Source organism: Methyloversatilis sp. MC4-4, assembly GCF_049843555.1.
Lineage (GTDB): Bacteria > Pseudomonadota > Gammaproteobacteria > Burkholderiales > Rhodocyclaceae > Methyloversatilis > Methyloversatilis discipulorum_B.
The window spans coordinates 159,695-173,976 of record NZ_JBBHZK010000001.1; the positions used below are offsets into that span (position 1 = coordinate 159,695).

At 65.7% G+C, this 14,282-nt stretch carries 15 protein-coding genes; 14 read left to right on the forward strand and 1 reads right to left on the reverse strand.

All coding sequences use genetic code 11. The features are described from left to right. The first annotated feature begins 73 nt into the window (after positions 1–73). The 9 genes from flgB (at position 74) to flgJ (ending at position 7,261) form a co-directional block, all read left to right on the forward strand. Complete coding sequence (gene flgB / locus WDZ97_RS00750) at positions 74–481, forward strand: flagellar basal body rod protein FlgB (RefSeq protein WP_019917300.1); 408 nt, start codon at positions 74–76, stop codon at positions 479–481. A 24-nt stretch (positions 482–505) separates the two neighbouring features. Further along, complete coding sequence (gene flgC, locus WDZ97_RS00755) at positions 506–907, forward strand: flagellar basal body rod protein FlgC (protein WP_020165452.1); 402 nt, start codon at positions 506–508, stop codon at positions 905–907. A gap of 10 nt (positions 908–917) precedes the next feature. After that, a complete protein-coding gene (locus WDZ97_RS00760) occupies positions 918–1,595 on the forward strand; it encodes a flagellar hook assembly protein FlgD (RefSeq protein WP_019917302.1) in 678 nt (225 codons plus the stop codon). A 14-nt stretch (positions 1,596–1,609) separates the two neighbouring features. Next, positions 1,610–2,827, forward strand: coding sequence for a flagellar hook protein FlgE (flgE, locus tag WDZ97_RS00765; protein ID WP_425761495.1), 1,218 nt, complete (start codon positions 1,610–1,612; stop codon positions 2,825–2,827). Between the two features lie 19 nt (positions 2,828–2,846). Next, positions 2,847–3,587: a flagellar basal-body rod protein FlgF gene (flgF, locus tag WDZ97_RS00770; protein WP_019917305.1), complete on the forward strand. Its 741-nt coding sequence runs from the start codon at positions 2,847–2,849 to the stop codon at positions 3,585–3,587. An 18-nt stretch (positions 3,588–3,605) separates the two neighbouring features. After that, entirely contained in the window at positions 3,606–4,388 is a 783-nt protein-coding gene (flgG, locus tag WDZ97_RS00775; protein WP_024300873.1) for a flagellar basal-body rod protein FlgG, read from the forward strand. A 20-nt stretch (positions 4,389–4,408) separates the two neighbouring features. Next, on the forward strand, positions 4,409–5,107 hold the full coding sequence (locus tag WDZ97_RS00780) for a flagellar basal body L-ring protein FlgH (RefSeq protein WP_304002151.1): 699 nt from the start codon (positions 4,409–4,411) through the stop codon (positions 5,105–5,107). 88 nt (positions 5,108–5,195) lie between these two features. Next, positions 5,196–6,293: a flagellar basal body P-ring protein FlgI gene (locus WDZ97_RS00785; RefSeq protein WP_304002152.1), complete on the forward strand. Its 1,098-nt coding sequence runs from the start codon at positions 5,196–5,198 to the stop codon at positions 6,291–6,293. Then, positions 6,293–7,261, forward strand: coding sequence for a flagellar assembly peptidoglycan hydrolase FlgJ (gene flgJ, locus WDZ97_RS00790; protein WP_304002155.1), 969 nt, complete (start codon positions 6,293–6,295; stop codon positions 7,259–7,261). The genes WDZ97_RS00785 and flgJ overlap by 1 nt, the downstream gene beginning before the upstream one ends. Positions 7,262–7,295: 34 nt before the next feature. Here flgJ and WDZ97_RS00795 read toward each other — a convergent pair whose 3' ends face one another. Further along, positions 7,296–7,745, reverse strand: a complete 450-nt coding sequence (locus WDZ97_RS00795) for a hypothetical protein (RefSeq protein ID WP_425761496.1) — start codon at positions 7,743–7,745, stop codon at positions 7,296–7,298. Between the two features lie 133 nt (positions 7,746–7,878). Here WDZ97_RS00795 and flgK point away from each other — a divergent pair, with 133 nt between their 5' ends. The 5 genes from flgK to leuC all read left to right on the forward strand — a co-directional run bounded on the left by flgK (position 7,879) and on the right by leuC (position 14,261). Next, positions 7,879–9,822 (forward strand): flagellar hook-associated protein FlgK, encoded by a 1,944-nt coding sequence (gene flgK / locus WDZ97_RS00800; protein ID WP_425761497.1) that lies wholly within the window; start codon positions 7,879–7,881, stop codon positions 9,820–9,822. Positions 9,823–9,833: 11 nt separating this feature from the next. After that, complete coding sequence (gene flgL, locus WDZ97_RS00805) at positions 9,834–11,126, forward strand: flagellar hook-associated protein FlgL (protein ID WP_304002159.1); 1,293 nt, start codon at positions 9,834–9,836, stop codon at positions 11,124–11,126. A gap of 2 nt (positions 11,127–11,128) precedes the next feature. Continuing rightward, a complete protein-coding gene (locus WDZ97_RS00810) occupies positions 11,129–11,584 on the forward strand; it encodes a hypothetical protein (RefSeq protein ID WP_425761498.1) in 456 nt (151 codons plus the stop codon). Between the two features lie 42 nt (positions 11,585–11,626). Further along, a complete protein-coding gene (locus WDZ97_RS00815; RefSeq protein WP_425762240.1) occupies positions 11,627–12,784 on the forward strand; it encodes an MFS transporter in 1,158 nt (385 codons plus the stop codon). A gap of 70 nt (positions 12,785–12,854) precedes the next feature. Continuing rightward, entirely contained in the window at positions 12,855–14,261 is a 1,407-nt protein-coding gene (gene leuC, locus WDZ97_RS00820; RefSeq protein ID WP_304002163.1) for a 3-isopropylmalate dehydratase large subunit, read from the forward strand. The last annotated feature ends 21 nt before the right edge of the window (positions 14,262–14,282 follow it).

The window sequence follows — 14,282 nt, forward strand, 5'->3', positions numbered from 1 at the left end:
CCTTTTTTGCCGTTTCCGGCGGCACCTCGGCGCTTAAAGTCATTGGCACGATAGCTGCAATGGACTGCACATCATGCCGACACCTCTCGACCGACATCTCAACCTGCATCAAGCCGCCCTCGGCGTGCGTGCCGCACGCCAGCAGCAGCTGGCGTCGAACATCGCCAACGCGGATACGCCGCACTACAAGGCACGCGATATCGAATTCAGGAGCGCGCTCGAAAGTGCGCTGGGCGGCAAGCTCGGTGGTCCGGTGGAACTGGCGCGTACTTCCAGCTCGCACATCGAAGCCAAGGGCAGCGGTGCACTCGACCAGTCGATGAAGTACCGCACCGAAACGCAGTCCAGCGTCGATGGCAACACCGTCGATATGGACGTCGAGCGCGCCGCATTTGCCGAGAACTCGGTGCAGTACGAAGCGCTGCTCACCTTCATCAGCGGTCGCCTGCGCACGATGCAGCAGGCGATCCAGGGCCAGTAAGGAGGCTGAACCATGGCAGGAAACATGTTCAACGTGTTCGGCATCGCCGGTTCCGCACTGACTGCGCAGTCGGTGCGACTGAACACGACGTCCAGCAATCTCGCCAACGCCGACTCGGTCACCACGGCCAACGGCCAGCCCTACCGCGCCAAGCAGGTGGTGTTCGAGATGAAGCCGATCGCCGACGGCAGCGAAGCCAGCGGTGTGCGCGTGACGCAGATCGTCGAGAGCGCGGCGCCGCTGCGCAGCACCTACGACCCGACCAACCCGGCCGCCAACGCCGACGGCTACGTGCAGATGCCCAACGTCAATGTCGTGGAGGAGATGGTCAACATGATCTCCGCCTCCCGCTCCTATCAGACCAATGCGGAAATGATGAATACCGCGAAGCAGCTGATGCTCAAGACCCTCACCATCGGACAGTAAGGACAACGCCATGGCCACCAATCCCGTCAATGGCAATTCTGCCGCCGACCTCTACAGCTCGCTGAACACTACGCAGAAGCAGGCAACGTCCGAACTCGACGCGGCACAGAACCGCTTCCTGATGCTGCTCACCACGCAGCTCAGAATGCAGGATCCGCTCAGCCCGATGGACAACGCGCAGGTCACTTCGCAGCTGGCGCAGATCAGCACCGTCGATGGCATCACCAAGCTCAACAGCACGCTGGAAAAGATGATGGAGAGCACCAGCGACGCGCAGCATCTGCAGGCGACGGCGCTGGTCGGTCACGCCGTGCTGATCGAAGGTTCAGACCTGAAGCTGGTCGAGGGGCAGTCGATGGGCGGCGTGGAGCTGACCACACCTGCCGACGACGTCGTTGTCACCATCAAGGGCGCGAACGGCGTGATCGTCCGCGAGATGGCGCTGGGCGATCAGGAGGCCGGCATCACGCAATTCGTCTGGGACGGCAAGGACAACTCTGGCACGGCAGTTGCTCAGGATGGCTCGTACTCCTTCTCCGTGAAAGCGGTGCAGGGAGGCAAGACGCTGACCAGCACGCCGCTCGAACTCGCGGTGGTCGGCAGCGTCGAGCGCACCGGCGGCGTTACCCGCCTGAATGTGGGCCAGCAAGGGCTGGTCACGATGAACGACATCAAGCAGATCTACTGATCGGGAGTTGAATCATGGCCTTCCAGCAAGGACTTTCCGGACTGAACATCGCCTCCAAGGCGCTCGACGCGATCAGCAACAACGTCGCGAACTCGACCACCGTGGGTTTCAAGCAGTCGCAGGCACAATTTGCCGACATCTACGCGACCACGCTGGGCGGCGGCGGTTCGGCCCAGATCGGTATCGGCGCGCGGGTGAATGGCGTTGCCCAGCAGTTCTCGCAGGGCAACATCACCGTCACCAGCAATCCGCTGGACATCGCCATCAACGGTGAGGGCTTCTTCCGGATGAGCGACAACGGCGACGTGCTCTACACGCGCAACGGCCAGTTCTCGGTCGACAAGCAGGGCTACATCGTCAATGGCTCCGGTTACCGGCTCACTGGCTACGGCACCGACGCCAACGACAACATCGTGGTGACGGCGCCGATCGACCTGCGCATCGACACCGCGCTGTCCGGCGCCGAGCCGACGTCGACCACGGCGGCCGACCTGGCGGTCAACCTCGATTCACGACTGTCGCCGCCGGCAACGGCGCCGTTCTCGACCGCCGACACGTCGAGCTTCTCGTACTCCACGTCGATGACCACCTACGACTCGCTCGGCAATCCGCACGTGATGTCGATGTACTTCGTGAAGTCGGCCACGCCGAACGAGTGGGATCTCTACACGACGCTGGACGGTGGCGCGCCGACGGCAGCGACCACCCTCACTTTCAATTCCAACGGCGGTCTGGTCGGCCCGTCCACGGTGGCACAGTCCTTCGCCATCAGCACCGGTGCCACCAGCCCGCTGGCTTTCGATCTCAACCTCGGCAACTCGACCCAGTACGGCACCACGTTCAGCGTGAATGCCGTGGCGCAGGATGGCTACACCTCGGGCCGGCTGTCCGGCCTCAGCGTGTCGCCGGAGGGCATCATCCAGGGCCGCTATACCAACGGCCAGTCGCGCACGCTGGGTCAGGTCGTGCTCGCCTCGTTCCAGAACCCGGATGGCATGGTGCAACTGGGCAGCAACGCCTGGGCGGAAACCTCCTTCTCCGGTCCGCCGGCCGTCGGTGAGCCCGGCACCGGCAATCGCGGCGGTCTGCAGCCGGGCGCGGTCGAGGATTCCAACGTCGATCTCACCGCCGAACTGGTGAACATGATCACGCAGCAGCGCGCCTATCAGGCGAACGCGCAGTCGATCAAGACGCAGGATCAGATCATGCAGACGCTGGTGAACCTGCGCTGACGCGCACTGAGGAGCTGTCATGGACCGCGTGATCTACACCGCGATGACCGGCGCGAAATGGACGATGGAGCGCCAGGCTTCGGTCGCCCACAATCTCGCCAATGCATCGACCACCGGCTATCGCGCGGAGGAACATCGTCTGCGTGCCGTTCAGGTGCAGACCGAGGCGTTCGCGTCGCGCGCCTTCGTCATCGACGCCAGCGTCAAGAACGACTACACGCCGGGCGCGCTGCAGCAGACCGGGCGTTCGTACGACATGGCGATTCAGGGCAAGGGCTGGTTCACGCTGGCCATGCCCGACGGCACCGAGGCCTACACGCGCAACGGCCACTTCCAGGTCAGCCCGACCGGCATCCTGCAGAACCATGAGGGCATTCCTCTTCAGGGCGAGACCGGTCCGATCACCGTGCCGCCGGACACCGAGGTGACGCTGGGTGCCGACGGCACGCTGTCTGCCGTGCAGCGCACCGGCGGTGTGAACCAGGTCAACCCGATCGGCCGCCTGAAGCTGGTCGATCCGCCCGAGAACACACTCAAGCGCGGCGACGACGGCCTGTTCCGCTCCACTGCACCCGGACTGCAGCCGCAGGCACAGAACGTGCGTGTCGTCGGTGGCTACCTCGAAGGCAGCAATGTGAATGTGGTCGATCAGGTGGTGGCGATGATTTCGCTGTCCCGCCAGTTCGAGATGCAGACCAAGATGCTGCAGACCGCCGAACGCAACGACCAGGCTGCCTCGCAGGTTCTGGGCAACAACTGACAACCGGAGTAACCGAACATGATTCGCTCGCTGTGGATTGCCCGCACCGGCATGGATGCACATCAGACTCAGCTCGATGTCATCACCAACAACCTCGCGAACGTCAGTACCAACGGTTTCAAGCGTGCCCGCGCCGTGTTCGAGGATCTGCTGTACCAGACCATGCGTCAGCCGGGCGCGCTGAACACGCAGCAGAACACCATTCCGTCGGGCCTGCAGATCGGTACCGGCGTGCGTCCGGTGGCGACCGAACGTATCCACACGCAAGGCAATATCCAGCAGACCGGCGGCACGCTCGACGTGGCTATCCAGGGCGAAGGCTTCTTCCAGATCCAGATGCCGGACGGCACATTGTCCTACACCCGTGACGGTGCCTTCCAGAAGGATGCGCAGGGCGTCATGGTGACGTCCAGCGGCTTCCCAGTGCAGCCGCAGATCACCATTCCGGCTGACGCGGTGTCGGTCACCATCGGCCGTGATGGCGTGGTGAGCGTGCTGCAGGCCGGCCAGAATGCGCCGACCCAGATCGGCCAGCTGCAACTGGCGACCTTCGTGAATACCGGAGGCCTGCAGAGCGTCGGCGAGAACCTGTTCGTCGAAACCGCCTCCAGCGGCGTGCCGACGCCGAACACCCCGGGCACCAATGGCGCCGGCCTGCTCAATCAGGGCTTCGTTGAAACGTCGAACGTGAACGTGGTCGAGGAACTGGTGAACATGATCCAGACCCAGCGCGCCTACGAAATCAACTCGCGCGCCATCCAGACGTCGGACCAGATGCTGGCCCGACTGACCCAGCTCTAAGAGATCCGGCGGAGACCACCATGAATGCCCAACGCCTTCACCTTGCCGCCCGCTGCGCAGGTTTTGCCGTGGTGCTGGTCGTTGCGGCAATGCTTGCCGGCTGCGTCACGACGACGCCGCCGACCGCGGTGCATCAGCCGATGACGGTACGTCCGGAGCCGCGTCCGCAGTATCAGACCAACGCCGGCGCGATCTTCCAGCCGGGCGCCGTGCGACCGCTGTTCGAGGATCGTCGCGCGCGCATGGTCGGCGACACGCTGGTGATCAACCTGAGCGAGCGCACGCAGGCGGCGAAGAAGTCGTCGAGCTCGGCGGACCGCTCGCAGGACATCGAGGTCAGCGTGCCGCGCATCGCTGGCGTGCCGCTCAAGGGCGCACAGGGCATAGGCGTGCAGGCGAACAGCGAGAACGTGTTCGCCGGCAAGGGCGCGTCCTCGGCCGACAACAACTTCACTGGCACCATCACCGTCACCGTGATCGAGGTGCTTCCGAACGGCAACCTGCTGGTGTCCGGCGAAAAGAAGGTCGCGATCAATCAGGGCGACGAGTACATCCGCTTCTCCGGCGTCGTGAATCCGACCCAGGTGACCGCGGCGAACACGGTGCAGTCCACCCAGGTGGCCGATGCACGCATCGAGTACCGCGCCACCGGCTATATCGACGAGGCGCAGGTGATGGGCTGGCTGGGCCGCTTCTTCCTGAGCTTCCTGCCGCTGTGATGAGGAATCAGCCCTCTTTTCCGGCCATCGGGTTCCTGGTCGCCGGCGTATAAAAGGCACTGTACTGCCGCCCGGAAGGCGAACCGAAATGAAGCGCTTCACCACATTCCTCCTGCTTGCACTGCTGGCCGCGATGCCGGTCAGCGCCGAGCGCATCAAGGACCTGGCGTCGCTGTCGGGCGTGCGCAACAACCAGCTTGTCGGCTACGGTCTGGTGGTCGGCCTCGACGGTTCGGGTGACCAGACGACGCAGACGCCATTCACCGTGCAGAGCGTGATCAACATGCTCGGCAACATGGGTGTGACCTTGCCGCCCGGGCAGAACCTGCAGTTGAAGAACGTCGCGGCGGTGATGGTGACCGCCAGCCTGCCGCCCTTCGCGCGGCCCGGTCAGGCGATGGACGTGACCGTGTCGTCAATGGGCAACGCCAAGAGCCTGCGCGGCGGCACCCTCGTGATGACGCCGCTCAAGGGCGCGGACGGCCAGATCTACGGCATGGCCCAGGGCAATGTGGTGGTCGGCGGCGCCGGCGCCTCGGCCGGCGGCTCGTCCGTCACCATCAATCATCTGTCGGTGGGCCGCATTGCCGGTGGCGCCACGGTCGAGCGCGCGGTGCCGACGGCGGTGGGCGAGGGCGATTTCATCAATCTCGAAACCCACACCACCGATTTCGGCACCACACAGCGCATGGTCGATGCGATCAACGCCAGTGCCGGCCCCGGCACCGCAGTGGCGGTCGACGCCCGGCGTATCCAGGTGCGCGCACCGCTGGACCCGAACCAGCGCGTCGCCTTCATGAGCCGCATCGAGAATCTCGACGTCACGCCGGCGCAGCAGGCCGCCAAGGTGATCGTCAATTCGCGCACCGGTTCGGTGGTGATGAACCAGGCGGTCACGCTGGACAGCTGTGCGGTCGCACACGGCAACCTGTCGGTCACCGTCAGCTCCGAGCCGGTGATCAGCCAGCCCGCACCGCTGTCCGGCGGGCAGACCGTGGTAGCCGAACGCAACCAGATCGACATCCAGCAGGAAGGCAGCGCGCTGATCAATGTGAAGAAGGGCGCCAATCTGTCAGAAGTCGTCCGTGCGCTGAATGCGCTGGGCGCCAATCCGCAGGATCTCATCATCATTCTGCAGGCGATGAAGGCGGCCGGTGCGCTGCGCGCCGAACTGGAAGTGATCTGATGGAGAACGCCGCGCTCAACACGCTGGCCGCCGACGTGCGCGGTCTGGACGTGCTGCGCCGCGCGGCGCGCGACAACTCGCCGGAGGCGTTGAAGGCCGCAGCCAAGCAGTTCGAGGCGATGTTCCTGCAGGTGGTGATCAAGTCGATGCGCGAGGCCTCGCACGGCGACGAACTGTTCGGCGGGCAGGAAAGCAAGATGTACCAGGACATGCTGGACCAGCAGTGGGCCCAGGTCATGACTGAAGGCGGCGGTACCGGGCTGGCGCGCGTGCTCGAACGGCAGCTGTCGGCGAACGCGAACAGTGCCGATACCTCGGTGAGGCCGGAACTGAAGCCGTTGTCCGAAGCCGGACTGTTCCAGGGCTTGCCGCGGATGCCGGCGGCGGCAAGCTCTGCCGCCCTGCGGCAGAGTCTGCAGCCGGGCGAAGCGGCCGCTGCTGCCGATCTCGAAGCGGCATTGGCCGAACTTGCGCCGGTCAGGAACCGCGATGTGCCGGAGCACGCGCGTGCCTTCGTCGAGCGGGTATGGCCGGCCGCGCTGTCGGCCAGTCGCGCGACGGGCATTCCGGCGCAGTTCCTGGTTGCCCAGGCCGCGCTCGAAACCGGCTGGGGCCGGGCCGAACTGACGTCGGCCGACGGTACGCCCAGCCACAACCTTTTCAATATCAAGGCCGGCAGCAGCTGGCAGGGGCAGACCGTCACCGTTTCGGCCAGCGAGTTCATCGACGGCCGCTGGACCAAACAGACGGATGCCTTCCGCAGTTACGGCTCCTACGAAGAAAGCTTCGCCGACTACGCCCGTCTGTTGCAGAACCAACCGCGCTACGCCCGCGTGCTCGGTGCGCAGGACGCTGGCAGTTTCGCCCGCGGCCTGCAGCAGGCGGGTTACGCCACCGACCCGGCTTACGCCGACAAGCTCGAGCGCATCATCAAGGGGCCGCTGCTGCGCGCTGCCTTGTCGGGCTGATCCTGCGGGCGGGGCGGTAGCGCCGGCGCGCAGATCACGGCAGCAGTTCCAGACAGCGCGCGCGGATCAGGCTGGCCTGTCGGGCCGCACCCGCATCCAGAAGCGCCTTCTCGCAGGCCAGCAACGCACGGCGGACGCCCGCCTCGTCGGTGGCGTCGCGCAGCAGCGGTTTCAGCGCGTCGGTCTGTCCGCGCAAGGCGCGCTCCACACTTTCGATCAGATAGAGGCGGGCCAGCGCCAGCGACTTCCGCCCGGCGGAGGCGACCGGCGCCGGTCGCTCGATGTCGAGCAGTCCGAGTTCGATCAGCCGGGTCAACGCGGCCGCCGCCTCGATGTCGCCGCTGGCCGCCCGGCCGAGAGCGGCAAGCAGGCCGGCAAAATCCTGCCGCCCGTCGGCGACTATCAGCACCGCGCGTTCGAGCGGTGTCAGCCGGTGTGCCCGCCGGACCACCTCGGCGCGTCCGGCCGATGTCTTGAAAGCCACGTCCGTGGCCGATATGCGATGAGCGGGAGTGACCATCCCCGACATTGTTCCAGTCCAGTGTGACGCCCATAAAACGGAGCTGGCAAAGCTTTTGCTTTGACGTGTCCCAAGCACTCTGACGAGACGGCACATCATGGGAACGCAGCTCTACAGCATCGGCATCTCCGGACTGAATGCGGCGCAGGCCGCACTGGTCACGACCGGTCACAACATTTCGAATGCGGCGACCACCGGTTACACCCGGCAGGAAGTCATCTTCGGCACCAACGATCCACAGCAGACCGGCGCCGGCTTCTTCGGCCAGGGCGCCCGGATCGAAACCGTGCGCCGCATCTACAGCCAGTTCCTGACGGCCCAGGTGATGGAGGCGCGTACGCAGAGCGCCGAGTACAACGCCTACGCCGACCAGATCGGCGCCCTCGACAACCTGCTTGCCGACGCCGACGCGGGCATGTCGCCGGCGATGTCAGGCTTCTTCGATGCGCTGCAGAGCGTGACGGCCTCGCCCACCTCGCTCGCCGCCCGGCAGTCGGTCATTTCGGCTGCACAGGCCATGACCGCACGCTTCAACGCGCTCGATCTGCGGCTGGACGAGGTCCGTACCGGTCTCAATGGAGAAATCTCGGGCACCGTCGAGGAAATCAATCAGCTCGCGACGCAGATCGCCCGCTACAACAACCAGATTGCCGTGGCGGAGGCGAGCACCGGCCCGACCCGTCTGGCCAACGACATGCTCGACATGCGCGAGCGGCTGATCAGCCAGCTGAACGACCTGGTTCGGGTGACCCAGCTGCAGCAGAGCGATGGCTCGATCAATCTTTTCATCGGCAACGGTCAGCCCGTCGTCGTCGGTGGCAGCGCCTTCCTGCTGACCGCCGGACCGTCGGTCGAGGACGCCAGCCGCACCGAAGTCACCTACACCGCGCCCGGCGGCACCGTGCTGCGCATGCAGGAGTCCTCGCTCAGCGGCGGCAAGCTCGGTGGCCTGCTGGCCTTCCGCCGCGAAACGCTGGACGAGGCGCAGAACGCGCTCGGCCGCGTCGCCATCGGCATGGCGGAGCAGTTCAACGCGCAACACCTGCTCGGCCAGGACCTGAACGGGGCGCTGGGAACAGCCTTCTTCAATACGCTGTCGGGCAGCGCGCTGCCGGCGAGCACCAACGACACAGTCGCGGCGGCTCAGGTCAACGTGACGATCAACGACTCGTCTGAACTGACCACCAGCGACTATCGCCTGCGCTACGACGGCGCCAACTACACGCTCACCCGCCTGTCGGACAACACGAGCTGGACCGCGGCGACGCTGGGCGGTCTGCCGCCAGCTGGCAGCCCGCAGGGCTTCACGCTGGATTCGGGCGCCACTACCCTGGCCGCCGGCGACAGCTTCCTGATCCAGCCGACGCGCAATGGCGCCTCGGATATCCGCACGCTGCTGTCCGACCCGCGCATGCTGGCAGTGGCGATGCCGATCAGCACCGCGGCCAGCCTGACCAACGCCGGCACGGGCGCAATCAGTGCCGGTACCGTCACCTCGACCACCGGCCTGCCGCTGGGCGGCCCGATCACGCTGACCTTCGACGCCGCGACCAATGTGTTCAACGTGACCGGCGGGCCGGGCGGCACCATCGCCTACAACCCGGCCACCGATTCGGCCGGCGCAAGCTTCACCTTTGCCGGCCAGGGCGGCTTCACCTTCCAGCTGTCGGGGATTCCGCGCGACGGTGACACCTTCACCATACAGGCCAATGCCAGCGGTCAGGGCGACAACCGCAACCTGCTGGCGCTGGCCGCGCTGCAGGACGCGGACACGCTGGCCGGCGGAACCACCGGCTTCCAGGGTGCCTACGCGCAGATGGTTGCCGAGATCGGTTCGCAGGCACGCGAAATCCAGGTGAACCAGAAGGCACAGGACGTGCTGCTGTCGCGTGTCACTGAGTCGCAGCAGTCGCTGTCGGGCGTCAATCTCGATGAAGAAGCGGCCAATCTGCTCCGTTATCAACAGGCATACCAGGCGTCCGGCAAGATGATTGAGATCGCCAGTCGGCTGTTCGACACCGTGCTGCAACTGGGCGGCTGAGGAGAGTTGTAATGCGCGTTTCCACCAACACCATCTACGAAACCGGTACCTCCGGCCTCGTGCGTCAGAGCGGCGACCTGTTCAGGTTGCAGCAGCAGTTGTCCACCGGCCGCCGCGTGCTGGCGCCATCCGACGATCCGGTGGCGTCCGCGCGGGCGCTCGAAGTCGAGCAATCGAAGTCGATGAACGACCAGTTCGCGGTGAACCGCCGCGACGCCAGCAGCGCACTCGGTTTCGCCGAATCGCAGATCGCCACCGCTGGCGACATCCTGGCGACCATCCGCGAGCGCCTCATCCAGTCGCGCAGCGCGACGCTGGCCGATTCCGACCGCAAGGCGATTGCCACCGACATCCGCGCGATGTTCTCCGAAATGATGGGTATCGCGAATTCGCGCGATGCGTTCGGCGACTATCTGTTCAGCGGCTACAAGAGTACGACCCAGCCCTTCTCCGGCAGTGTCGAGGCCGGTGTGAGCTACGCTGGCGACGACGGTCAACGCGAAGCACAGGTGGGCAGCAATCGCCGCCTGGCGATCAGCGATTCGGGCGCCAACGTGTTCATGCGCGTGCCCTCGGGCAACGGCAACTTCTCGCTGACGCCGGACCCGGCGAACCGTGGCACCGCGGTGCTCGATGCCGGGAGTGTCACCGACATGAGCGCGTGGAACGATCCGGCCAACTCGGGCGACTTCGAGGTCGTATTCGCGGTGTCCGGCGGCGTGACCACTTACGACATCATCGACAACGCGAGCGGCAATTCGCTGTTGACCGGTGCCGCGCCCGGCGGCGCGCCGCTGCCGCGGACCTTCCTGCCGGGCGACGTCATCAACCTGCGCTCGAACGGCGGTTCCGAGCCGCCCTTCAATTTCGGTGCCCGTTTCTCGATGACCGGCGCCCCCGCCGACGGTGATCGCGTATCGATGCAGATCAGCACGTCGCAGAGCGTGTTCGAAACCATCGGCGACGTGATTCTCGCGCTCGAACAGCCGGCCTCCGGCGACGCGAACGCGCTGGCCAAGGTGAGCAATGCGATCGGTTCGGCGATTTCCAACATCGATCGGTCGACCGACAACCTGCTGACCACGCGAGCACGCATCGGCGCTCGCAGCTCCGAGCTGGCGGCGCTCGATTCGCTGGGCGAAGAGGTAAACCTGCAGTTCGAGTCCTCCCTGTCCACCCTGCGCGACCTGAACTACACGGAAGCGCTGAGCAAGCTCACGCAGCAGCAGGCTTATCTGCAGGCGGCCCAGCAGTCCTTCCTGAAGGTGTCCGGCCTGTCGCTGTTCAACTTCATCGGAGCCTGATCATGACGGCACGCCTGTCCGCAGCCTTGCTTGCCGCCGTGCTGGCGGCGGCCTGTTCGTCGCTCGATCGCTCGTTGCCAAGTGCGACCAGTTCCGTCATTCCGGACACCAAGCTGCGCTTGACGCCGGGCTACACGACAACGCCGGAAAAGCTCATCTATTTTGCCGGCGCTGCCTATCTCGCCTACGTCGTGCTCGATCCGATGGCGCCGAACTGGACCATCGAAGAGGCGCAGCTGTCCGAGGACACCTACTATCTCGGCATGAAGAAGATGCGTACGCGGCCGGGCGGCGAGGGTGAGGCGCGCATGGTGTTCCGCCGGCGTGCCGAGCAGCTGGCGCGCGCCGGCGGCTATGCCGGCTACGACATCGTCAGCTACAGCGAGGGTATTCAGTCCGAACTGATCGCGCAGCGCGTCGGCGAAGGGGTGATTCAGCTGCGCCACGGCACGCGCTGAATCGCTGCCGGCCGCGCTGCCGGCTGCGGTACACTTCGCGTGATGCCGCTCCCCTACTGGCGACTGTCCGCCTACTACCTCTTCTATTTCGCGTTCGTCGGCGCGTTCTCCCCGTACTTCGGGCTCTACCTGTCCTCGATCGGCTTCTCGGCTGCCGACATTGCCATTGTCATGTCGCTGATGCAGGTGATGCGCATCGTCGCGCCCGGCATGTGGGGCTGGCTGGCGGACCGCATCGGCGCGCGTACACCCATCATCCGCGGTGCAGGCGCGGCCAGCCTGGCAGGTTTCCTCATCTTCTTCAGCACCGAGCAGTTCATCGGTGTGTTCATCGCGATGGCGCTGATGTCCTTCTTCTGGAGCGCGTCGCTGCCGCTGGTCGAGGCGCTGACGCTGGAGCACCTCAAATCGAAGGTGGCCCGCTACGGCGCCATCCGGGTATGGGGCTCGATCGGCTTCGTCATCACCGTGCTTGCGCTGGGCGAAATGCTGGACCGCACCGGGCTGCGTGCCGTGCTGTGGGCCTGCAGCCTGATACTGGGCGGCATCTGCCTGTTCGCCTTCAGCCTGCCTGAGGCGCCGGAACACGCCGACCGTCCGCGCGCCACCGAGGGCCTGCGCGACATCCTGCGTCGCCGCCCGGTGGCGGGCCTGTTCGGCGCCGCCTTCTTCATGAGCTGTGCGCATGGTGCGCTGTACGTCTTCTACTCGATCCACCTGGATGAGCATGGCTACAGCAAGAGTCTGATCGGCGCCCTGTGGACGCTGGGCGTACTGGCCGAGATCGCCGTTTTCCTGTGGATGCCCTCGCTGATGCGCCGCTTCACGTTGCGCGCCATGCTCCTGGCGGCGCTGGCTGCGGCGGTCCTGCGCTTCGCGGTGATAGGTTGGCTGGTCGATTCTCTTCCCTGGCTGCTGGCGGCCCAACTGCTCCACGGTCTGACCTTCGGCGCCTTTCACGCCAGTTCGGTGGCTGCGCTGAACCAGTGGTTCGACGCCCGCCAGCAGGGCCGGGCGCAGGCGCTCTACGGCAGCGTGTCCTTCGGCGCCGGCGGCATGGTCGGCGGGCTGATCAGCGGCTGGATGTGGGCGCCGCTCGGCGGCGGCTGGGCCTTCGTGCTCAGTTCGGTGTTCGCGCTGGCCGGATGTCTGCTGCTGGCGCGCATGTGGCCACCGGGTGAAGTGGTCAGGAGCGGCTGATCGCTGCCGGCTGGATGCTGCGCCGCAAGGTTATAATCCCCGGTTTCGCTGATCAGCCGGAATCGTTGCAATGGCGCAAACGCTTTACGACAAGCTGTGGTCCAGTCACGTGGTGCATACCGAGGATGACGGTACCGCACTGCTCTACATCGACCGTCACCTGGTGCATGAAGTCACCAGCCCGCAGGCCTTCGAAGGTCTGCGACTGGCCAATCGCAAGCCCTGGCGCGTGGACTCCATCGTCGCCACCGCCGACCACAATGTGCCGACCGACCGCTCGGAGCAGGGCATCGCCGATCCGACCTCGCGTGCCCAGGTCGAGACGCTGGACGACAATATCCGCGCCTTCGGCGCCTTGGCCTATTTTCCCTTCCGCGACAAGCGCCAAGGCATCGTGCATGTGATCGGCCCTGAGAACGGCGCCACGCTGCCCGGCATGACCGTGGTCTGCGGCGATTCGCATACCTCGACCCACGGCGCCTTTGGCTGCCTGGCACACGGCATCGGCACGTCGGAAGTCGAGCACGTCATGGCGACGCAGTGCCTGCTGCAGAAGAAGTCGAAGTCCATGCTCATCCGCGTCGAAGGCGAATTGGGCAAGGGCGTCAGCGCCAAGGACATCGCGCTCTACTTCATCGGCGTCATCGGCACGGCCGGTGGCACCGGCTACGCGATCGAGTTCGGTGGTTCGGCCATCCGCGGCCTGTCGATGGAAGGCCGCATGACGCTGTGCAATATGGCGATCGAGGGCGGTGCCCGCGCCGGCATGGTGGCGGTCGACGACACCACCATCGAATACCTGCGTGGCCGGCCGTTCTCGCCACGCGCAGAGCAGTGGGACCGTGCCGTCGAGTACTGGCGCACGCTGAAATCTGACGAGGGCGCGCAGTTCGACCGCGTGGTCGACATCGACGCCCGAAAGATCCTGCCGCAGGTGACCTGGGGCACATCGCCGGAGATGGTGACCGACGTGCGCGGCCAGGTGCCGGCGCCGGAAGATTTCGCCGACCCGGTCAAGCGCGAGGGCGTGGCCCGCGCGCTGCAGTACATGGGTCTCACGCCGCGTACGCCGATCGACCAGATCCGCATCGACAAGGTGTTCATCGGCTCCTGTACCAATTCGCGCATCGAGGACCTGCGCGCCGCGGCCCGCGTGGTCGAGGGGCGCCGCGTCGCCGACAACGTGAAGCTGGCGCTGGTGGTGCCGGGTTCCGGTCTGGTCAAGGCGCAAGCCGAGGCGGAAGGTCTGGACAAGGTGTTCAAGGCGGCCGGTTTCGAATGGCGCGAGCCGGGCTGTTCGATGTGCCTGGCGATGAATGCCGACCGGCTGGAGCCGGGCGAGCGTTGCGCGTCGACCTCGAACCGCAATTTCGAAGGTCGCCAGGGCGCCGGCGGGCGCACCCATCTGGTCAGTCCGCAGATGGCTGCTGCGGCGGCGATCGCCGGTCGTTTCGCCGATGTCCGTGAAATTGTCTGAATGACTGTCTGATCGAGGAAA